Raw genomic sequence first — 20,806 nt, 5'->3', positions numbered from 1 at the left:
GGGCTGAGCTAAGTATTTGTAGGTATTTACTATTCGACGACGCCGGGTATATTCACCCACCAGCGTTGATGGCCATGAAGGCCTGTCGTTTTTGACAAGGATAGTTATATGAATAAATCACATTTGCGAGCCATTTTTTTAGCCTCGCTTGTCTGTGTCGGGGCCAGCACGCCCGCAGCGGCGGCAGAACCCCGGGTTAACCTGTACAACTGGTTCGGGTTGATCGCTCCCGAGACACCGAAGGAATTCGAGCAGAAAACCGGCACCAAGATGCACATCGATACCTTCGACAGTGCCGAAGTCATGCAAAGCAAGGCCATGGCCGGGCGCACGGGGTATGACGTCGTCGTCGCCACCTCCAACGTATTGCCAAGCCTGATCCAGGCGGGCGTGCTGGCCCCGCTGGACCGCAGCCAACTGAGCAACTATGCGCATATCGACCCGGAAATGCTGGCCTTGCTCGCCACTAACGATCCGGGCAACCAATACGCGATTCCGTACCTGTGGGGCACCACCGGCATTGGTTATGACGTGGATAAGGTCAAGGCGGCACTGGGTGATAACGCCCCGGTGGACAGCTGGGACTTGATCTTCAAAGAAGAAAACATCAGCAAGCTCAAGTCCTGCGGCGTGGCGATGCTCGACTCGCCGAGTGAAATCATCTCCATCGCCTTGCATTACCTTGGCCTGCCGAGCAACAGCCAGAACCCCGAGGACTACCAGAAGGCCCAGGCGCTGCTGCTGAAAATCCGCCCTTATGTTCTCTACTTCGACTCCTCCAGAACCGACGCCGACTTTGCCGATGGCAATATCTGCGTGGTCGTTGGTTGGGCGAGCGGGGCACTGACGGCCCAGGCCATCAATGAGAAAAACCACACTGGCCGCAAGATTGCCTACAGCTTGCCGCGCGAGGGTGGGCTGGTCTGGTCGGAAAACTTTGTGTTGCTCAAGGATGCGCCCAACGCTAAGGCCGGCTTGGCGTTTATCAATTACATGCTTGAACCCGATGTGATTGCCAAGAGCTCCAACCACACGCTTTACCCGAATGCCAACAAGGACGCCACCGCGCTGGTTGAGCAGAAGTTGCGCGATAACCCGTGGATTTATCCGTCCAAAGCCACCATCGCCACGCTGGTGCCGCTTGAGCCGTTGCCCTTGAAGCTGGAGCGTATCCGTACACGTGTGTGGACCAAGGTGAAGAGCGGTACGTGACTGGCTGAGTGAGGCCCGAGTGCTTTCGCATAGATCCCAGAGAGGGAGATAAATCATGGCCCGACGTGATGACCCGTGCGATGTGAAATCGGACGATTATCAGGCGTACAAGGAGATTGAGGAGCAGATCGGTCACTGTACGCCGGAGCAGGCCTGGGCCATGTATTACGTCTCGACCGGGATGGTGCGTGAATACGTTACGCGGGCGGTCATGGAGCATATCGGCAGGGGTAATCGGGCGCTGCTGCTGGAGTTTCCTGAGTTGGCGCGGGTGCAAGAGCGGTCTCGTTTGATGCTTCCTCTTTGAGGGTGGTGCTTTTTCAGGTCTTTTGAGGCGGTCTTAGGGGCGGTGGTTTTGAGTGTATATCCGTTGCTGCGGTAACGGCGGCTTAGGGTTCCGCCCTTACGGCGGGTCACTTTTGGCAAACGCCCGGAATGCCGGCCCAGCCAAAAGTAACCACTGAATACACTGAAAAACTGCTTTTCTGTGGGAGCTGGCTTGCCTGCGATGCAGGCACCTCGGTGTGTCAGGCACACAGAGTTGATGCCATCGCAGGCAAGCCAGCTCCCACATTAGACCGAGTATGGCTCTGCTGTTGCTGTTGCTCTGGCNNTGATCTTGATCTGAAATCGCCCCCCAAATCACTGGCGGATTGCGGGCATGCCGAGCCACAGCGAGGCACCGAGTGTTGGGGCGAGGACCTTTTGGTTACTTTTGACTGGGCCGGCATTCCGGTCCTTGCAAAAGTGACCCGCCGTAAGAGCGGAAGCATAAGCCGCCGTTACCGCAGCAACGGATATGTATTCAACAACCCACCCCCACACATAGCGTTCGGCCTGTGTTCAACACATCTTCATGGCCCGCGCCAAGCGCAACGTACCCTGGCGGATCTCATCCCGATTGAGCGAAGCAAAGCCCAGGCGCAACGCGTTCTCCGCCAAGCCCTCAGGCGAAAACTGACGCGCACTGCGCACCACAACTCCCTGGCCCAGGGCATCCTCCACTAACCGGTCAACATTCGTCTCATCCTGGAAACGCACCCACAGCGCCAGCCCGCCCTCGGGCGTACGCACCTGCATACGCTCGCCGAACGCCTCGTGCAGACAGCTCTGCAACACTTCCCGCCGCGCGGCGTATTCTTTCGAAACACGGCGCAAGTGCTTCTTCAATTCACCCTCATTGATCAGGTCCGCCAACATTTTCTGCGCGACGGCATCGGTGTCGCCCACTACCAATGCGGCGCTTTTTTGCAGCACTTCAGTCACATGGGCAGGCGCCACCACATAGCTGCAACGAAACGTCGACCCCAATGCCTTTGAAAGCGAGCCGATGTAGATCACATGGCGTTGCGCGCTGTCACTGGCCAGCGGCAAATAGGGCCGCCCGTTAAAGTGATACTCGTGGTCGTAGTCTTCTTCGATCACGCAAAAATCATGCAGCGCCGCCAAGGCCAGCAGCTGTTGCCGACGTGCCGCATGCAGGCTTACGGTGGTGGGGAATTGATGGTGCGGGGTGAGATAGATCATGCGCACTTTATGCGTTTGGCAGAGCTGCTCGATATGGTCGGTGCGGCAGCCTTCATCGTCCATGTCGACCGTGATCAAACGCGCTCCGAGTTTGCGGAAAATCTCCCACGCCGGCGGGTAACTCAGGCGCTCCACCAACACCACGTCACCGGGCTGGATCAGCAGGCTGGCCGTGAGGTACAGCGACACCTGGGTGCCTGGCGTCAGGCAGATATTCTCGGCGCTGATCATCAGCCCGCGATTGTTGCGCAGCATGTCGGCCAGCGCGCAGCGCAGGTAATAGCCGGTGCCTTCGCTGCCGTAGCGCACCGTGTTGGTGGTAAAGCTGCTGCGCAAGGCGTTGCGGTAGTAACGATGCAGCACGGCTTGTGGCAGCAAGCGGTGATCGCACGCGCCGTTATCGAAAAACAACGCGTCATGCCGGTGCTCCAGCGCAATCACCTGGGCGTTCTGGGCGAAGTAGGGCACGACCGCCTGTGGCACCAGCGCTGGGGCGAAAGACGGTTGCGAGCGACTGGGCACGGGCTTGGGCGCCAGTTGCGCATTGACGAAGGTGCCACGGCGCGGCTCGCTGATCAGCCAGCCTTTGGTCATGGCCTCTTCGTAGGCCAGGATCACGGTTTTGCGGTTGACGTCGAGCAGGTGCGCCATCTCCCGAGTGCCCGGCAGCAGCGTGCCGGGCGGCAGCCGCCCTTCGAGGATGGCCGCGACGAGGCCTTCGGCAATCTTGCGATAGGAGGCTTGGCTTGAACCGTCATCAAGTTTGAGCAAGGGGCGCCACTTACGCATCTGGACCATCTGAAGTATCCAAAACTGGAGGTTTTAATGGGCCTAGTCTAGCGCAACAATCAGGCCTCACTTACTCCGAGGTCTTTATGAACACACGCCATGTAATCGAACTCTCTCCCTCGGGTAAAACCTTTGAAGCCGGTGATGAGCTGTTGCTGGACGCGATGCTCGCCAGCGGTTTGTCAGTGCCGTTCTCGTGCCGACGCGGTGCCTGTGGGTCGTGCAAGGTGGTGGTCACCCAAGGTGAATACCGCGCCAAGCAACTGGCCCCCGGCGCACCCGCGCCGAGCTACCCGCTGGCGGCCAATGAAATGCTGCTGTGCCAAAGCCATGCCTGCGCCGACATGCGCCTGGAAATTCCCGGCTGGTCGCTGGACACGCCCGCGCTGGTCGTCGAGTCGACAGTGCTGAGCAAGCGCGCACTGAGCTCCGACATCATCGAGTTGGTGGTGATGCCGGATATGCCATTGGCCGTGCGGGCAGGCCAGTACCTCAAGGTCCGCCTGGTCGATGGTGATTCGCGGTGCTTCTCGATCGCCAACTTGCCGGCCGACGGCGATGGGCGGCTGGTGTTTCAGATTCGCCAGGTGAGCGGCGGGCTGTTTTCCGAGACCCTGCTGGGCAGCCTTGAGGCCGGCGACCTGTTGCCGCTGGAAGGGCCTTTTGGTGCCTGCACCTGGCAGGACGATGACGCTGCGCCGGTCGTCCTGTTTGCCACCGGCACCGGCTATGCGGGTATCAAGCCGATCTTGCTGACCGCCTTGAAGCGTGATGTAGAGGTGACGTTTTACTGGGGCGGCGCGCAAGCAGCAGATTTTTACGACCGCGCATTCCTGGACCAGGCGGTCATCGACCACCCGCGTTTCCACTGGCACCCAGTATTGGCCTCGCAGGGCAAGGTGCAGGAAGTCGCGCTAGGCCACGGGCACCGTTGGGAAGCCGCTCAGGTGTATGCCTGCGGTAATGGCGGCATGATCAGCCAGACGCGTGCCAAGTGCCTGGAAGCAGGTTTACCGAGCCATCGGTTTATCGCCGAAGCCTTTGTGCCCAGCGGCCAGTCGAGCGCCGACGCGCTGCTCAAGACCCTGGATGACACCTGGGAAAAGGTCGGCCCGAGGTATTCGCTGGACGGCATGCTCGCCGCTCGTGAAAAAACCATCCGCGCCCTGGCAGCGATTGCCAGCCAGCTCAAGGTCGGCATGACCACCGGGGAAGCTCTCGACATGGCCGCCGAGCAGTTGCAGGCCATGGGCGCCTCCCACACCTGGCACCCGACGTACATCCGTTTTGGCGACGACACGGTTCGCCCACCGAGAGAAGGCATTGACCCACTGCGCCCGCTGCGTGCCAGCGATATCGTGGTGGTCGACCTCGGCCCGGTGTGGGACGGCTACGAGGGCGACTATGGCGACACCTTTGTTTTCGGCGAGTCAGCGCTGCACCGCGATTGCTTCAAGGCCGTGCATGAAGTGTTCGATGAAACCCGCGAGGCCTGGAAGCGTGGCATGACCGGCTGTGAACTCTATGACTTTGCCGAGGAACGGGCCGTTTCCAAGGGCTGGCGGTTGTCGCGCAACCTGGCCGGCCACCGTATTGCGGATTTCCCCCACGCACTGTTCGGCACCACGGAATTGGCCGAGCTTGAGATCACACCGAGTGAAATGGTGTGGGTGCTGGAGATCCAGCTCTGCCACCCCACCGAGCCGGTTGGTGGGTTCTTTGAAGATATCCTGATGCTTGAAGCTTGAAGGGCTGAGGCACTCTAGGTGTTAGGTAGGAGGTTTCCCGAGTTTCCCTGAACTATATGGGCGCAGTCGGCTCATACAGCCATTGCCAATCACGGCAATTATTTCTGTGCGATAGGGACATCACCTGTGAAATATGCAATCTGCGCCACCTTGCTGCTGTCACTGAGCGGCTGCCTGACCATGTCGGGTGAATACACCGTGACGGCTCAGGACGCCTCCGGCGCCCCGTTAACCAGGCTCGGCACCTTCACCGCCGAGGGCCATAACATTTACCCCATACGCAATGCGTTCTGCCTCAATGCGCCGGGGGCGACGGTCATCATTCGCGATGCCCGGACCGGCGAGGAACTGCGCAGCGAAAGCCCTTATCACTGCCGTTAAGCCTCAAAAAAAGGATTTCCATGAGAGCGTTTCTGATAGCAGGCCTGGCCGTGGCCGTAAGTGGCTGCGGCAATATTTCCAATATCCGTGCTTACAACACGGCCTATGTTGAACCCACATCCGGGGATACCGCACGTTTGCGTGTAATCACCAATGGCATGGCGCGCGGCGTGCCGGGCCGTGATTGCATCGACTGGCGTGTGCCTGGCGCCGGGGTGATGGCCGTGTCCGAATCCGGCTTTGCGGGTCAGAATAATGGCCGCAGCCTGGGCATGCCCGAGAGCAACCGCCGGGTGGAGGCGCAAGGCTCGGCGCGTAGCGAACTGAAGGTGCCGGCGAACAAGCCTTTTGCCATGAACTTCCAGAGTGAGGGCTATGTTTCTGGCGGCAATTCCTACAGCTGCAGGCAGAGCTTTCACTTCACCCCCAAGGCCGGGCAAGATTACGAACTGATCCTGCTGGACGGTGGCCAGTGCCTGATTGCATTGCAGCGCCTGAACCCGACGGGGAAACCGCAGAACGTGCCGGTAGAGAAGGCCAAGCTGTGCAATGCGATGGATATGTTTTAGGCCGCAAGCCAGACCTGTTTAACCACAACGCCGATCAATGTTGATCGGCGTTGTGGTTTTTACCTGCGCTTATCAGAGCTTCGGCAGTTGCCCCACACGGCCGATCATTTCCGTGACGATCTGCAGGTCCAACAGGAACTGCTCGACGGTCTTGAACTCACCGTCGGTGTGCCCGGTGTACTTCACGTCCGGCTTTGCCAGGCCGAATTGCACGCCATTGGGCAGCTCATGCACGGAGGTCGCGCCGGCTGAGGTGCCGAACTTGTGCTCCATGCCGAGGTTTTCGCTGGCCACGGCCAACAGCGCTTTGACCCACTCACCTTCAGGGTTGCGATACATCGGTTCTGCCACCGAGTAAGTGACGTCCATGGCCACTTTGGTGTGTTTGTCCCAGGCGCTGATTTTCTCTTCGATCTCGGCCTTGAGTTTTTCCGGCGACTTGCCCTTGGGAATGCGCAAGTTCACCGCCAGTTTGAAGGCTTTGGCGTCTTGGCCAACAAAGGTCAGCGAAGTGGTCAGCGGCCCCATGAACGCATCGGAGAAGCCCACACCCAACTTGCCGCCCAGGTAATCCAAGCCCCAGTTGTCGGCGGCATATTTTGCGGCGTCGGTGATGTGGTTGTGCTTGAGGGCGATCTTGCCGTCGACGCTGTGGATCAGCTCCAGCATGCGTGCGACCGGGTTCACGCCGGTTTCCGGCTCGGACGAGTGCGCGGACACACCAGTGACCGTCAGCTTGACCTCTTTGCCCACCACCTTGGCCGCCACGGTGAAGTCAGCGCCGTTATTTTTGGCGTATTCGTCGCCGGCTTTTTGCAGGTTGGCCGCCAGCTCCGCAGGCTTGTCGCTGAGCAGAGTGGCCACCGACACCGAAGGAATCTGATTGGTGGCCGCGCCGCCGGTCATGGCGATGATTTCTGCGCCTTTGCCGTCACCTTTGCGCACCGGGAAGCTTGCCATGACGGTGCCGTAGCCTTTTTCGGCAATCACCACCGGGTAGCCGCCATCCAGCGCCAGGTTGTATTGCGGCGTCGGGTTATGCTCGAAGTAGTAAGGAATGGCGTCTCCGGACGTTTCCTCGGTGGTGTCCACCAGCAGCTTGAAGTTGCGCGCCAGTGGAAGCTTTTCTTCCTTGATGACCTTCATCGCATACATCGTCACCACGATGCCGTTCTTGTCATCCTCGGTGCCACGGCCGTACATGCGGTCGCCGATCAGGGTGACTTTGAACGGGTCAAGCTTGGTGCCGTCCTTGAGCACCCAGTTTTCCGGGGTCACTGGCACCACGTCGGCGTGGGCGTGAATGCCGACCACTTCATCGCCGCTGCCTTCCAGGGAGATTTCATAGACGCGGTTGTCGACGTTACGGAAGTTCAGGTTGAAGGCTTTGGCCAGGCCCTGGATCTTGTCGGCGATCTTGAGGAATTCCGGGTTCTTGTACTGCGGCAGGCCGTCGATGTTGAAGGTTGGGATCTCGACCAGCTCGCGCAGGGTTTCCAGGGCGGCCTTGCCGTACTTCACGCGGGTATAAATCCCCAGCAGGCGATTGATTTCGTTCTGCTGGTCGGCGCTCAGGGGTTTGCTGGCGAGGAAGGCTTCGATGGCCGGGCCGACGTCGTCGGTTTTTGCCAGGTCGCCCTTGGCCAGGGTGGCGAGGAAACCACGGAAATCGGTGGTTGGGGTTTCACCAAAGTGCTTGATGATGGCTGTGCTTTGTTCGACGCTGATATTGGCGGACGCAGGCGTGGCGACGGCCGCAAAGCTGGCGGCGAACAGGGTGGCAGCCACCAGTTTCTTGAGTGGAAAGTGCATGGTTAGAGGCATTCCTTTGCAGGCGGTGAGTAAGAGGTTTCTGATCGATCTGTCAGAAACATTTCCACACACTACCATCACCAAGGCCGGGATAGGGAGCCTCGATATGGGAAATGTCCTACTCAAGTATCAGGGTTGCCCAGTAACAAAATGTGGGAGCTGGCTTGCCTGCGATAGCGGTGGATCAGCAATGAAGTTGTCGACTGACAGTCCGCCATCGCAGGCAAGCCAGCTCCCACAGGGGGTTACAGTGAAGTTTGAAATGAGTGCTCAAGGCTTACCCGGATGCGGCTCCGGATACGGTGCAATCACGTCCAATGCCTTGGCATACGGCCCCTCCCACAACTGCTCGTGCAACTGCCCGATGCGCTTGGCCATCGCCGCGTCGTGCATCACCACTTCCAGGTTGCGCGAGTTATCCAGATACCCGCCCAACCAGTTGCTGGTGCCAACCCAGGCCACTTGCCCGTCGATCTCCATGGTCTTGCTGTGGATCACCCGCGCATACGGAATAAACCCTTGTTTGGCCTCGGGCAGGGTGACGATCTTGACCTCCACGTTGGGCAGCACGGCCAGGCTTTTGAGGTAGGGCAGTTCCAGTTTGTCGGTGTTCCAGTTGGACACCATCAGCTTGACCGATACCCCACGCGCAGCCGCGGCGCGCACGGCGTTGTCGATCACCGCGTAGTAGGGGCGGGTTCGGTCCGGTCCGTAGGAAAGTGGCGCGTAGTCGAGCAATTGCACGCGCACTTCTTTCTTGGCTTCGCTTAGCAGGCGCGGCAGTTCCAGTTGTGAGTCGCCCACGCCGGGCGGGTTGTAGCGTTGCGGGCTGGCCACCAGGTAGTTGCCGGTGCGCGCAGGCTCCTGGGCCGCAGCGGGCAGTGGCACCGGTTGCTTATCCGCCAAGGCGGCCTGGGCTTGCCAGTCCTGGTTGAAGATCGCCTGCACCTGGCTGACCACGCTGGCATCGCTGATGCGCAACCCGGTTTCATGGATATGCTCCAGCGAGCGCCAATCGAAATTCTGACTGCCGACAAACGCCTGCTTGCCGTCCACCACCATGTATTTGGCGTGGATGATCCCACCGCTCAACTGCCCATAGGCCAACACGCGAAAGCTCAGGTTAGGAATTGCGCGCAGGCGTTCCAGCGTAGACGCCTCCGACAGCCGAATACCTTTTTCCTCCAGCAGAAAGCGAATCTTCACACCCCGTTTGCCGGCAGCTTCCAGATGCTCGATCACCTTGTCCATCACCGAACCGGGATGGTCGGCCGCGTAGAACTGGCCGATATCAATGCTGCTTTTTGCGCCGTCAAACAGCTCGATCCACACCGGCCCTGGCTGGCGCAAGTCGGCAGTCCCCAGCGCAGTGTCCACCGGTACGGTGTGTACCAATTCAAACCCTGGAATTGAAAAGTCCGCCTGGGCAAGCGGACTCAACAGAAGGCCGGTCAGGCCTGCGATACGCAACTTTATCGAGAGGGACATAGGCGTCTCATCGGGGCAAAAAGAAAGGCGGGCGCATCATGCGCCCGCCCTGAAGGTCATGCCGTGCGGGTGTGCAACGGCGTTGGCACCAGATGCGGTACTTCACCCTGTACACGGGCGCCGGTGGCCGCACGGATCAGCAGGATTTTCAACTGGTCGTTGATGCGCTCCAGGCTGTCCTGGAAGAAGTTGTGGAACACCACGCAGAACAGCGCGATGGCGATACCCAGGCCGGTGGCGAACAAAGCCGTGCCGATGCCACCGGAGATCTGGCCCGGGTCGGACACGCCGGCGCTGGCCAGCGCCTTGAAGGTGTCGATGATGCCGAGGATGGTGCCCAGCAGGCCCAGCAATGGCGCGGCGGTGGTGATGGTCTCGATGATCCACAGGCTGCGCGACAGCGGCGCACGGGTCTTGAGGTACTGGGTTTCGATTTCGTCGTCCAGGTCCTTGCGCGAGCCGTTGGAGGCCTTCTGCGCGAGGATCGGCAGCACCATGTTCAGCGGCAGGCTGTCGCGGCGGGTGAGGCTTTCTGGCAAGTCACGCTCGCTGTGCACGTTGGCGCCCAGCACGTCGGTCAGGGCGCGGGCCTGGCGGCGCACGTAAGCGAAGTAGATGCCCCGTTCGATGGTGATGAAGATCGCAATCGCCATCGCGGCGTACATCACATAGAAGGTGATTTGGTGCAGCAGGTCCATGTCCATGAGTGTGTTCCTCTCAGGTGATTAATCAGAAATTCGCTTCCAGGGAAACCGTGACGGTACGGTCCAGGCCGACGATGTAAGCCGGGTCACCATCGCGGAAACCGCTGTAGCTCGCCGCGTTGGTCTTGGTGGTGTACACGCCGTCCAGGTACTTCTTGTCAAACAGGTTGTCGACGTTCAGGCGCAGAGTGGCGTCCTTGACCACTTTCTTGTCCACGGGCAGGTAGATACCGGCGCCGAGGTTGAAAACGGTGCGCGCCGAAATGGCTTCGTCGTTGGTCAGGTCACCGTAGAGCTTGCTGGTGAATTTGCCGCCGAAGGTGCCGTAGAAGCGCCCGTCGTCGTAGCCGATGTTGGCCGCCAGCATGTTGGTCGGCACGTTGGCGAACTGCTTGCCGCTGGTGGGCAATACGATCGGTTTGCCGGCGCTGAAGACGGTCAGGTCATCCTGCTGCTTGGAGCTGGTATAGGTGTAGGAGGTGTAGTAGTTGAAGTTGTGCGGCAGCTTGCCGCTCCACTCCAGTTCCAGGCCTTTGTTGATCACGGTACCGGCGTTGATGTCGGCCGAATCGCCGTTGCTGTCCAGGGACGTGAGCTGGCGGTTCTTGAACTGCATGTAGAACAGGGTGGCGGCGAGGGTCATGTCTTCGCCGGTGTAGCGCCAGCCCAGTTCCTGGTTCCAGCTCAGTTCCGGCTTGGAGTCCAGGGAGCCCACGCCTTTGTCGTACAGCACGTAGTTCTGCGGGATACGCATGTTGCGCGAAAGGCTGTAGAACAACTGGTCACGTTCGTCGAGCTGGTATTTCAGACCGGCGTTGGGTAGCAGCTTGTTGTAGGTCTGGTTGGCCTTGCCCGGTTGTTCGGTGAGGCTGCCGTGGTTGGTGCCCTCACGCTCGACATTCATGTAGGCAAGGCCCGCGATCAGGGTCCAGTCCGAGTTGATGTACCAGGTGTCCTGAGCCCAGACTTTTTGCGCTGGCGTTACGGTGTAGCGGTCGCGGCCTTGTACGGTGTTGCCATTGGCGTCGACCACGGAGCTGGCGTCCGGCCAAGTGTCGCTGGGCTTGCCGCTGTTCTTGAGGGCAATGAACGGCTGGGTCTGGCTTTGGCGGGCGCGCTCGTACCAGTAGCCGAATTGCAGGCTGTGGTCGCCCAGGTCCCAGTTCAGCTTGGTGGTGATGCCCGGGCGCCAGGTCTGGGTGCGCGAAGGGCGGTAGTAGACGCCCGTCGTCGCGGAGCCGTCAGCGTTGTATTGGGCCTGCGTCGGCAGGTTGCCGAGGTCGAATACGCCGCCTTTGTTGGAACCGCTGTTGAGCGCATAGGCGGAGGAGCCCACGCCGCTGCCGTTGCCGTAGTAGTAATACGGGATCACCGAGAGCGACAGGTTGTCGCTCAGCTTGTACTGGGTGTTGAGCACGGCGGTGAAGGTCTGGAACGGGTTCTGTGCCAGGTCGTAATAGCTGCTGATCTTGCCGTTGGAGCCCAGCGCCGGCTTGGCCGGGTACGGGTCATACTGGCGGCCGAACTGCTGGAACTGCGCCTTGGTCAATTGGCTGTAACTGTTGTTGTCCTGCTCGTGGTACTTGAGGATCAGGTTGGCGGTGTTGCCGTTGCCGGCGTCGAAAAAGCTGTTCCACTCCACCTTGTCCGCACGTACCGCGCCCGAGCCGCGCCACATCTGGCCTTCGGTGTGGGACGCCGACAGCCAGTTGGAGAGGCCGTTGACTTCGCCGGTGTTGAGGCGCGCAAAGGTCTTGCGGGTAGCGTTGCTGCCCACCACTTGTTTAACGAACGCACCGGTTTCCTTCGTCGGGCGAATCGTCACGATGCCGATGTTGCCGCCACTGGAGCCGATGTGCGGGCCGTCGGCTTCCGACGAGCCCTGGGTGACGAAGATCTGGTCGATGTTTTCCGGATCGCCGAGCAGGTTGGAGTACAGCGCGTAGTTGCCGGAGTCATTGATCGGCATGCCATCGACCGACATACCGACCTGGTCGGAGTTCATGCCGCGCATGGTGAAGCGAAAGCCCGACAGACCGGTGTTGTCCTCACTGGAGATGTTCAGGCCCGGCGTGTATTTGAGCTTGTCGATGGCGTTGCCGGTGGCGGTTTGTTTGTCCAACGCTTCCTTGGTGATGGTCGAGCGGCCCTTGGCGCTCTCTTCCTGGACCATGTAACCGCCCCCCGCGGTTGCCTTGCCTCCCTGAACTCCGATCGTGCCGACGTCACTGTCACTGGTATCAGCCATGACCACTCCATGGGTCATGCTTGTCGCGGCAACGAGTGCCAGATGAATACGTGTGAACCTCATCACTGTCGTCCTGGTGTCGGGTGCTTATTGCACGCTGTAGTTGAAGGTGGCGGTGAAGCGTTGCTCGTTACGTCCACCGAAGGCTTGTTCGGGGAACGGCTTGACCTGCTTGATGCGGCGCAAGCTATTGGTAGCGGCCCGATTGAGCAGCATGCTCGGCGCCGGGGTCTGGATCCCGGCATCAAGGACGCGACCTTGTCGATCCACCATCAACCACACCACCACCTCGCCACTGGGGCGCTCGAGGGACGCCTGGCGCCCGGTGGGGTATTGCTTGTACGTGTCCAGCTCGTTGCGCAGCCCCTTGAGGTAACCGCCTTCCAGTGCCTGGCCATCTACTTTGGGCGGTGCTGGTGGCGCGGGCGGCACAGGTGTTGGCGCGACAGCGGCCTGTACTGGCTTGGCCGCCACTGGTGCGACTGGCGCTGGCGTGGGAGTCGGTTTGGCGGCCACCACGGGCTTGGGTTTGGGCACCGGCTTGGGCTTGGGTTCAGGTTTTGGCAAGGGTTTGGGCGGTGGTGGCGGCGGGGCCGGTTCGGCTTCTTCGTCCTCGATCACCGGCGGTGGCGGCTCTTGCTCGACCACAGGCTCGGGAACCACTTCAGGCTCGGGTTCGACCAGGGCCAGCTCGACCGCCGACTCGTCGTACTGCGGCTGGATTTTCAACGGTTGGGACTGGATACCCAGTGCAATCAGCACCAGGGCGATCAGGGCCGGGACACTGCCCAGCAGCTGACGCGCACGAAACAATACATACATGATCAAGACTTACGCGTGGCAATGGACACGGAGGTAAAGCCACCCAGGCGCAGGGTGTCCATGACTTCCACCAGGCGCGAAACCTCTACGCCTTTGTCGCTGTTGACGATGATGGTCGACTTGGTATCAGGCTTTTCTGCAGCCTTCAGTGCCGGCACCAACGCATCGACCGTGATGGCCTTGCCGTCGAGTTGCAACTGGCCTTCCAGGCCCAAGGTAAGGATGAATTTATTCTGCGGCTTGAGTTGCTGCGAGCTGCTGGCGCTGGGCAGTTGGGTCTTCATGCCGAGTGCGGGGATCACGTTCAAACTCACCAGTACGAAAAACACCAGGAGGAACATCATCACGTCGATCATGGGGATCAACTCGATATGTGCCTTGCGTTTCTTGGGTTCATCCCAGGTTCTCATTCTGTTACCCCGTCGTTGAATTAGGGGCGACACGCTAACAACCAAAAATGACCGAATGGTTAACTTTAATTGACGTTTTAAAGGCTCTAGGACGCGTCTCTCAGAGATTTTACCTTGCGGTTTCATGACGTAATGCAATTGACACGAAGGCAGTACATTCTGGGGGAATTTACTTGAAGAGCTGCCGCGTATGCCCACTGCACTGCCTCAATTGTCGACCCCGCGACTACTATTGCGGGCGCTGGAAATGGACCAGGCCGAGGTGCTCTTCATGCTCGCCAACGGGCCGAAAATCGCTGACAACACGGCCAACATTCCGTCGCCCTATACCTTGGAAACTGCACAGAGTTTTATTGCCGGGGCCGCAGACAAATATCGGGCGGGCGAGTTGTTGAACCTGGGCATGCATGTGCGTGAAACCGGTGAGTTGGTTGGCATGGTCAGCCTGCGCCTTAACGCTCGTCATCACGCAGGGCATTTGGGCGGCTGGGTCGCGGCGCATGCGCGTAACCTGGGGTATGCCGCTGAGGCGGCGAGCGCGATGATGGGTTTTGGCTTCACCGAGCTTGGGCTGCAGCGTGTCGGCAGCCAATGCTTTGGCCGCAACAAGGAATCGGCGCGGGTCATGCAGAAAATCGGCCTGCGCTACGAGGGTTGCCTGCGTCAGGCGTTTCTCAAAAATGGCGTGTACGAAGACCTGCTGGGCTTTGCCACCGTGCGTGAGGACTGGGAGCGCGCGTTGTGAATGACGCAGTGGACCAAGGCAGGCGGCGAGTCCTTAGCGGGCTGGCGGTCGCTACCGCGTTTTCAATCCTCAGCCCATTTGCGCGCAGTGCCGGGGTGGATTACCCGTTCACCCTCGGCGTGGCTTCGGGCGACCCGCTGCCGGATGGTTTTGTGATCTGGACGCGCCTGGCGCCGTTGTTCAATGCAGCCGATGGCAGCGGTGGGTTGAAGCGCGCGGTGCCGGTGCGTTGGCGGGTGGCCAGTGATGCGGCGATGACGCGCATCGTGAAGCAGGGCGAAGTCTTGGCGACGGAGCGGTTCGCCCATTCGGTGCATGTTGAAGTGGCCGGGCTGGCGGCGGGCCGGCCGTATTGGTACCAGTTCGAAGGCCTCGGCGCGCAGAGCCCGGTGGGCCAGGCACGTACCACGCCACCTTTGCAGGCGATGGCCTCGGCTCGGCTGGGGTTTGTTTCCTGCTCGCATTGGGAGCGCGGTTACTTCAGCGCCTATCGCCATTTAGCCGCAGAGCAACCTGACCTGGTGTTTTTTCTCGGGGACTACATTTACGACAGCTCTTACGCCGCCGACTCGGGGAAAGTCTTTCGGGCCCACGGCAGCGGTAACGCGGTGAGCTTGAGCGACTACCGCAACCGCTACGCGCTGTACAAAACCGATCCGGACCTGCAAGCCCTGCACGCGGCCGCCCCCAGCGTGGCGACCTGGGATGACCACGAAGTGCAGAATGACTACGCCAACCGCTGGTCCCAGGACCCGAAGATTCCCGTGGCGCAATTTCTTCAGCAGCGGGCGGCGGCGTACCAGGCGTTTTACGAGCACATGCCGCTGCGCGCCAGCAGTGTGCCGAAGGGGCCGGACATGCGCATTTACCGGCGCCTGGATTACGGTCGGCTGGCGCGCTTCCATGTGTTGGATGGGCGCCAGTATCGCTCCGAGCAACCCTGCATCCAGGCCAACGGCAGCCATCAGGGGCATATCGCCGCCAACACTTGCAGCGACCTGCGTGATCTCGGCCGCACCATGCTGGGTTGGCAACAGGAAGCCTGGCTGGACCAGGGCTTTGCCCAGTCGCAGGCACAGTGGAATGTGATCGCCCAGGACTTGCTGGTGGCGCCCTTGCTCCAGCGCGACCTGAGCAACCACAAGGTGGGCCATTGGACCGATGGTTGGGACGGCTACGTGGCCAATCGTTCACGCATGCTGGCGTCCATCGGGCGTCACAAGGTCAGCAACCCGGTGTTCTGGGGCGGTGATATCCATTCGTTCTGGACCACTGACCTGCATGCCGACGCCAACAACCCGGACTCGCCAGTGATCGCCACTGAGTTTGTCGGCAGCTCGGTGACCTCCGATGGCCCGCCCTTTGAAGCGTTCAGCAAGATCCTGCCGCTTAATCCGCATGTGAAGTTTTTCGACAGCCGCCAGCGTGGGTATGTGTCGGTAGAGCTTACGGCTCAGAAGATGCTGACGAACTTTCGGGTGATAACTGACCCGCGCGATCCCAACGCCACGGTGTCGACCCTCAAGTCGTTTGTGGTGGAGCCGGGGCGGGCGGGGGCGATTGCGGTTTAGTCCAGGCTGTAACGCACCGACAGCGCGCCTTTTTTCTCCGACAAGGCCAGGATGGTCACTTGGCCGAGCTCGTTCAGGGCTTGCACATGGGTGCCGCCGCAGGCGTAGGCGGGCAGTTCGCCGAAACCCACTTCGCGGGCGCCGTCTTCCAGGGTCATATGGCGCGGGTAGTCGGCGGCGATCCATTGGTTGACCTGTTGCTGGATCGCCTCGGCGTCGATGGCCTGGGCCATTTCGCCACGGATAAAGGTGATTTTGCACTCGCCCGGCCAATGGTGGGCTTTGATCGGCATCCAACCGAAGCTTTCTCCCGCATTGCCGATCAGGTGCCCGGCCGAATGCAGGCGCGTGTACAGGGCACGGCGTTGTGCGTCGACCCGTGCGCTGATCGGGCCGGGCTGCACAGGCTGGTCCACGTAATGCACCACACGGTCAGCCTCCTGAGTCACGCGCAGCACCTGGCTGTCGCCCAGCCAACCGGTATCAAAGGGTTGCCCGCCGCCTTGGGGATGAAAAATCGTCGACTGCAGGGTGACCGCGAACAGGCCTTCGTGGGGTGTGCAGCTCAGCACTTCAAGCTCGGCGGTCAGGTGGTCGTGGGTGAAAAACAGGCGCTCGGTCATCATTTACATCCGCATCAGGGTTCTACGGGCAGTATAAATAGTGCGTGGATGGGTGATAATCCGTTCAATTATCAATGGACCTGTGCGTCATGAGCATCAATCTTCCTTTGCCACTGCTGGGTGAAATGGCGATTTTCGTCAAAGTCGTGGAGACCGGCAGTTTCTCCGAAGCGGCGCGACAACTGAGCGTTTCGCCCTCGGCCGTGAGCCGCAGTATCTCGCGTCTCGAACAGGCGCTGGCGACACGCTTGCTGCAACGCACCACGCGTAAATTGCGCTTGAGCGAAGGCGGCGAAGAGGTGTTCAAGCGTTGCCAGGAGATGGTCAACGCGGCGCGCTCGGTGATGGAGATCAGTGGCCAGTTCACCCATGAAGCCGAAGGCCTGGTGCGGGTCAGCGTGCCCAAGGCGGTGGGCCGGTTTGTGGTGCACCCGCATATGTCGGAGTTCTTGCGGCGCTATCCCAAGGTGGATGTGCAATTGATCCTGGAAGACCGGCATGTGGACCTGATCGACGACAATGTGGACCTCAGCATCCGCATCACCGACAGCCCGCCGCCGGGCTTGGTCGGCCGCCAACTGTTGCCCATCGAGCACTTGCTGTGTGCCACACCGCAGTACCTGGCCGAGCAGGGTACGCCTGAACATCCCCATGATTTGCTGGAACATAGCTGCATCTACCTGGGAGAAACGCCGGGGGATTCACGCTGGAAGTTTCGTCAGGGTGCCAAGGCGGTGACCGTGGGCGTGCGCGGGCGCTACGCCGCGAACCACACCGGCGTGCGCCTGGATGCGGTGTTGCAGCATGTGGGGATTGGTAGCTTGCCGTACTTCACGGCGCGCCACGCCTTGGCGGCGGGGAGCCTGGTGCAGGTATTGCCCGAGTGGGATTTTATTGCGTCCTACCATGGTGAGGCGTGGTTGCTGCATTCGCCCACGCGGTATCTGCCACCGAAGTTGCGGGTGTTTATTGATTATCTGGTGGAGTGCATGGCGAAGGAGCCGACACTGCGCCGAAGGTAGGAGTGCGGTCCAACTGTGGGAGCTGGCTTGTGTGGGAGCTGGCTTGCCTGCGATTGTATCGCCTCGGTTTAACTGATAGACCGAGTCGCCTGCATCGCAGGCAAGCCAGCTCCCACACAAGCCAGCTCCCACATTTAAAATCAGTGCTTACTCTGATCCTGCGGCATGGCCAGCAGCTGTTTTTCCTGGTTCCAGTCGAACGGTTCATCGTTCTGTTCGGCTTCAAAACGACGTTCTTCCAGGGCCTGGTACAGGTCCAGTTCTTCATCGGGCATGAAGTGCAGGCAATCACCGCCGAAGAACCACAGCAGGTCGCGTGGCACCAGGTGGGCGATTTGCGGGTAACGCAGGATGACCTGGCTCATCAGGTCCTGGCCCAGGTACTGGCTCTCGATCGGGTCGATCGGCAGCAGGGCGCGCAATTCGTCGAAGCGCTCCAGGAACAGGGTGTGGCTTTCCTCGGGCACCTGTTCGGCTTCGCCGACGGCAACCAGGATGCTGCGCAAGTGGTCGAGCAAGACGAGATGATCGGCAACGACGTTGGACACGAGATAAGTCCTCTAAAGCAAAAACGGGCGCGAGAGTATATGCCTCTCGCGCCCGTATTTATATGACCTTAGCTTTATAGGGTGTGAGCGGTCAGCGCACTTTACCCTCGGCCTGGGTCAGCTCTTCCTTGCTGAAATCATCCACATCGATCACCTTGCGGCGCGCGGCTTCGGCGTCGCGCAGGGTTTGCGCTTCGGCCGGTTGCAATACGCCCGCGTGCAGCGCCGCGTCGATGGCATGCTCGCCGGCGGCCGGTTTGACCTGGCCGCTTTTGAGCGCGGTGTGGAGTTTTTTCTGCAAGGGGTGGCTGGCACCCAGCAGGTCGTAGGCATGTTGCAGGGCACCCACCGGGTCTTCTGCCGATTGCGGGCGATAGCAACCCGCCAGCAACTCTTCCAGGGTCGGGTCGCCTTTGGCACGGCCAATCACCGCAGCCACTTCGGCGTCCAAAGCATCGGACGGCCCGGTGTGACGACGGCCGAACGGGAACACGATCACCCGCAGCAGGCAACCGAGGACCTTGTTCGGGAAGTTGCTCAGCAGCTCATCCAGGGCACGCTCCGACTCACCGAGGCTTTCTTCCATGGCCCAGGCAAACAGCGGCTCCAGGTGATCCGGCGAATCCAGGTCGTGGTAACGCTTGAGCGCGGCCGAGGCCAGGTACATATGGCTCAGCACATCACCCAGGCGCGCCGACAGGCGTTCGCGGCGTTTCAGCTCGCCGCCGAGCAACATCATGCTCAAGTCGGCGAGCAGGGCGAATGCTGCGGCCTGACGGTTCAATGCACGGAAATAACCCTGGCTCAAACGGTTGCCCGGGGCTTTTTCAAAGTGCCCGATGCCGAGGTTCAGCACCAACGTGCTGGCGGCGTTACTCACGGCAAATCCGATATGTTGCATCAGCAGGCCGTCAAATTCCTTGAGCGCCTGGTCATGGTCTTCACGACCGGCCAGGGCCATTTCCTTAAGCACGAACGGGTGGCAGCGGATCGCGCCCTGGCCAAAGATCATCAGGTTGCGCGAGAGGATGTTCGCGCCTTCCACTGTGATGAAGATCGGCGCGCCTTGCCAGTTGCGGCCCAGGTAGTTGTTAGGCCCCATGATGATGCCCTTGCCGCCGTGCACATCCATGGCGTGGCTGATGCACTCGCGACCGCGCTCGGTGAGGTGGTACTTGAGAATCGCCGACAACACCGAAGGCTTTTCGCCCAGGTCGACCGCGTTGGCGGTGAGCATGCGCGCGCTGTCCATCAGCCAGGCGTTGCCGCCAATGCGCGCCAGGGCTTCCTGGATACCTTCAAAGGCCGACAGCGGCACGTTGAATTGCTCGCGCACTTGAGCGTATTGGCCGGTCACCAAACTGGTGAACTTGGCCGCGCCGGTACCGACCGCAGGCAGGGAGATCGAACGGCCGACCGACAGGCAGTTCATCAGCATCATCCAGCCCTTGCCGAGCATTTCCTGGCCACCGATAAGGAATTCCAGGGGGATGAACACGTCCTTGCCGGAGTTGGGGCCGTTCATAAAGGCGGCGCCCAACGGCAGGTGGCGACGGCCGATTTCCACGCCGGGCGTGTCGGTGGGGATCAGCGCCAGGCTGATGCCCAGGTCTTCTTCCTCACCCAACAAGTGGTCCGGGTCATGGGCCTTGAAGGCCAGGCCGAGGAGGGTCGCGACCGGGCCGAGGGTGATATAGCGTTTTTCCCAGTTCAGGCGCAGACCGAGGGTTTCCTTGCCTTCCCATTCACCTTTGCAGATCACGCCGGTGTCGGGCATGGCGCCGGCGTCGGAGCCGGCCAGTGGGCCGGTGAGGGCGAAGCAGGGGATATCGTCGCCACGGGCCAGGCGTGGCAGGTAGTGGTTGCGTTGTTCGTCGGTGCCGTAATGCAGCAGCAGCTCGGCCGGGCCGAGGGAGTTAGGCACCATCACGGTGGAGGCGAGGTCGCCGCTGCGGGTGGCGAGTTTCATCGCGACCTGGGAGTGGGCATAGGCGGAGAAACCCTTGCCGCCATATTCCTTGGGAATGATCAGGGCGAAGAAACCGTGGGTTTTGATGTGCTCCCAGGCAGCGGGCGGCAGGTCCATGGCCTGGCCGATTTCCCAGTCGCTGACCATCGCGCAGAGTTCTTCGGTAGGGCCGTCGATAAACGCTTGTTCTTCTTCAGTCAGTTGCGCCTTGGGGTAGGCCAGCAATTTATCCCAATCGGGGCGACCGCTGAACAGTTCGCCGTCCCACCACACGGTGCCGGCGTCGATGGCGTCGCGCTCGGTCTCGGACATCGGCGGCAGGACTTTCTGGAACCAGCTGAACAGCGGCTTGGTGAAGTATTGGCGGCGCAGGTCGGGCAGCAACAGGGGCACGGCCACGGCGGCGATCAGCACCCAGAGGATGACCAGCAGCCAACCCGGTGCATGGCTCCAGGCGCCCATCGCCAGCAGGTAGACGGCAACCACGCCCAGCGCGGGCAGGGGCGCGGTGCGGCGGTGTGCCAGGTAGGCAATGCCGACCACCAGAACCAGTATCCACAACAACAGCATATTCAATCCTCCGTGAAACCAAGGGCGAAACCACCATGGAGCTTAGTC

The 20,806-nt window shown here is 60.6% G+C and carries 18 protein-coding genes; 8 read left to right on the top strand and 10 right to left on the bottom strand.

The window, feature by feature from the left end; genetic code table 11:
• Positions 1 to 108 precede the first annotated feature (108 nt).
• Together HX790_RS01590 and HX790_RS01585 are read left to right on the top strand one after the other, a co-directional pair.
• Positions 109 to 1,212 carry a polyamine ABC transporter substrate-binding protein gene (locus HX790_RS01590; protein WP_176991166.1) on the top strand — a complete coding sequence of 368 codons (1,104 nt, stop codon included), beginning with the start codon at positions 109 to 111 and terminating at the stop codon, positions 1,210 to 1,212.
• Between the two features lie 55 nt (positions 1,213 to 1,267).
• Complete coding sequence (locus HX790_RS01585) at positions 1,268 to 1,519, top strand: hypothetical protein (RefSeq protein WP_099547849.1); 252 nt, start codon at positions 1,268 to 1,270, stop codon at positions 1,517 to 1,519.
• A 536-nt stretch (positions 1,520 to 2,055) separates the two neighbouring features.
• On the opposite strand, the gene HX790_RS01580 is transcribed toward HX790_RS01585, so the two are convergent.
• Positions 2,056 to 3,537 carry a PLP-dependent aminotransferase family protein gene (locus tag HX790_RS01580; protein ID WP_176991165.1) on the bottom strand — a complete coding sequence of 494 codons (1,482 nt, stop codon included), beginning with the start codon at positions 3,535 to 3,537 and terminating at the stop codon, positions 2,056 to 2,058.
• Between the two features lie 77 nt (positions 3,538 to 3,614).
• Here HX790_RS01580 and HX790_RS01575 point away from each other — a divergent pair, with 77 nt between their 5' ends.
• The 3 genes from HX790_RS01575 (at position 3,615) to HX790_RS01565 (ending at position 6,226) form a co-directional block, all read left to right on the top strand.
• Positions 3,615 to 5,276, top strand: a complete 1,662-nt coding sequence (locus tag HX790_RS01575) for an NAD(P)H dependent flavin oxidoreductase family protein (RefSeq protein ID WP_017136410.1) — start codon at positions 3,615 to 3,617, stop codon at positions 5,274 to 5,276.
• Between the two features lie 126 nt (positions 5,277 to 5,402).
• Positions 5,403 to 5,657 (top strand): hypothetical protein, encoded by a 255-nt coding sequence (locus tag HX790_RS01570; RefSeq protein ID WP_017136409.1) that lies wholly within the window; start codon positions 5,403 to 5,405, stop codon positions 5,655 to 5,657.
• A 20-nt stretch (positions 5,658 to 5,677) separates the two neighbouring features.
• Positions 5,678 to 6,226, top strand: coding sequence for a hypothetical protein (locus HX790_RS01565; RefSeq protein WP_099547853.1), 549 nt, complete (start codon positions 5,678 to 5,680; stop codon positions 6,224 to 6,226).
• Between the two features lie 72 nt (positions 6,227 to 6,298).
• On the opposite strand, the gene HX790_RS01560 is transcribed toward HX790_RS01565, so the two are convergent.
• The 6 genes from HX790_RS01560 to HX790_RS01535 form a co-directional block, all read right to left on the bottom strand.
• Complete coding sequence (locus HX790_RS01560; RefSeq protein ID WP_176991164.1) at positions 6,299 to 8,038, bottom strand: dipeptidase; 1,740 nt, start codon at positions 8,036 to 8,038, stop codon at positions 6,299 to 6,301.
• Positions 8,039 to 8,308: 270 nt separating this feature from the next.
• Positions 8,309 to 9,526, bottom strand: a complete 1,218-nt coding sequence (locus HX790_RS01555) for a phospholipase D-like domain-containing protein (protein ID WP_176991163.1) — start codon at positions 9,524 to 9,526, stop codon at positions 8,309 to 8,311.
• 56 nt (positions 9,527 to 9,582) lie between these two features.
• Positions 9,583 to 10,230 carry a MotA/TolQ/ExbB proton channel family protein gene (locus HX790_RS01550; RefSeq protein ID WP_017136406.1) on the bottom strand — a complete coding sequence of 216 codons (648 nt, stop codon included), beginning with the start codon at positions 10,228 to 10,230 and terminating at the stop codon, positions 9,583 to 9,585.
• A 25-nt stretch (positions 10,231 to 10,255) separates the two neighbouring features.
• On the bottom strand, positions 10,256 to 12,541 hold the full coding sequence (locus tag HX790_RS01545; protein ID WP_176991162.1) for a TonB-dependent receptor: 2,286 nt from the start codon (positions 12,539 to 12,541) through the stop codon (positions 10,256 to 10,258).
• A gap of 24 nt (positions 12,542 to 12,565) precedes the next feature.
• Positions 12,566 to 13,300 carry an energy transducer TonB gene (locus HX790_RS01540; protein ID WP_176991161.1) on the bottom strand — a complete coding sequence of 245 codons (735 nt, stop codon included), beginning with the start codon at positions 13,298 to 13,300 and terminating at the stop codon, positions 12,566 to 12,568.
• Positions 13,301 to 13,302: 2 nt separating this feature from the next.
• On the bottom strand, positions 13,303 to 13,710 hold the full coding sequence (locus HX790_RS01535) for a biopolymer transporter ExbD (protein WP_176991160.1): 408 nt from the start codon (positions 13,708 to 13,710) through the stop codon (positions 13,303 to 13,305).
• Between the two features lie 190 nt (positions 13,711 to 13,900).
• Between HX790_RS01535 and HX790_RS01530 the strand changes: the two genes are divergently transcribed.
• Positions 13,901 to 14,455, top strand: coding sequence for a GNAT family N-acetyltransferase (locus HX790_RS01530; protein ID WP_026013639.1), 555 nt, complete (start codon positions 13,901 to 13,903; stop codon positions 14,453 to 14,455).
• The gene (locus HX790_RS01525) at positions 14,452 to 16,026 is read left to right on the top strand and encodes an alkaline phosphatase D family protein (RefSeq protein ID WP_176991159.1); all 1,575 of its coding nucleotides are present in this window, start codon (positions 14,452 to 14,454) and stop codon (positions 16,024 to 16,026) included. Before HX790_RS01530 ends, HX790_RS01525 begins: the two co-directional genes overlap by 4 nt.
• Here the strand turns inward: HX790_RS01525 and HX790_RS01520 are convergent.
• A complete protein-coding gene (locus tag HX790_RS01520) occupies positions 16,023 to 16,649 on the bottom strand; it encodes an alanyl-tRNA synthetase (RefSeq protein ID WP_026013638.1) in 627 nt (208 codons plus the stop codon). The two genes, HX790_RS01525 and HX790_RS01520, sit on opposite strands and share 4 nt — an antisense overlap.
• A gap of 89 nt (positions 16,650 to 16,738) precedes the next feature.
• On the opposite strand from HX790_RS01520, the gene HX790_RS01515 reads away from it, so the two are divergent.
• A complete protein-coding gene (locus tag HX790_RS01515; protein WP_176991158.1) occupies positions 16,739 to 17,671 on the top strand; it encodes a LysR family transcriptional regulator in 933 nt (310 codons plus the stop codon).
• A gap of 140 nt (positions 17,672 to 17,811) precedes the next feature.
• Here HX790_RS01515 and HX790_RS01510 read toward each other — a convergent pair whose 3' ends face one another.
• Positions 17,812 to 18,219 (bottom strand): PA2817 family protein, encoded by a 408-nt coding sequence (locus HX790_RS01510; protein ID WP_010567536.1) that lies wholly within the window; start codon positions 18,217 to 18,219, stop codon positions 17,812 to 17,814.
• 91 nt (positions 18,220 to 18,310) lie between these two features.
• On the bottom strand, positions 18,311 to 20,758 hold the full coding sequence (locus HX790_RS01505; protein WP_017136398.1) for an acyl-CoA dehydrogenase: 2,448 nt from the start codon (positions 20,756 to 20,758) through the stop codon (positions 18,311 to 18,313).
• Between the last annotated feature and the right edge of the window lie 48 nt (positions 20,759 to 20,806).

Source organism: Pseudomonas sp. IPO3747 (assembly GCF_013385245.1).
GTDB lineage: Bacteria > Pseudomonadota > Gammaproteobacteria > Pseudomonadales > Pseudomonadaceae > Aquipseudomonas > Aquipseudomonas edaphica.
Note: the sequence above shows the minus strand (reverse complement) of the source record. Positions and strands in the feature narration are given on the sequence as shown.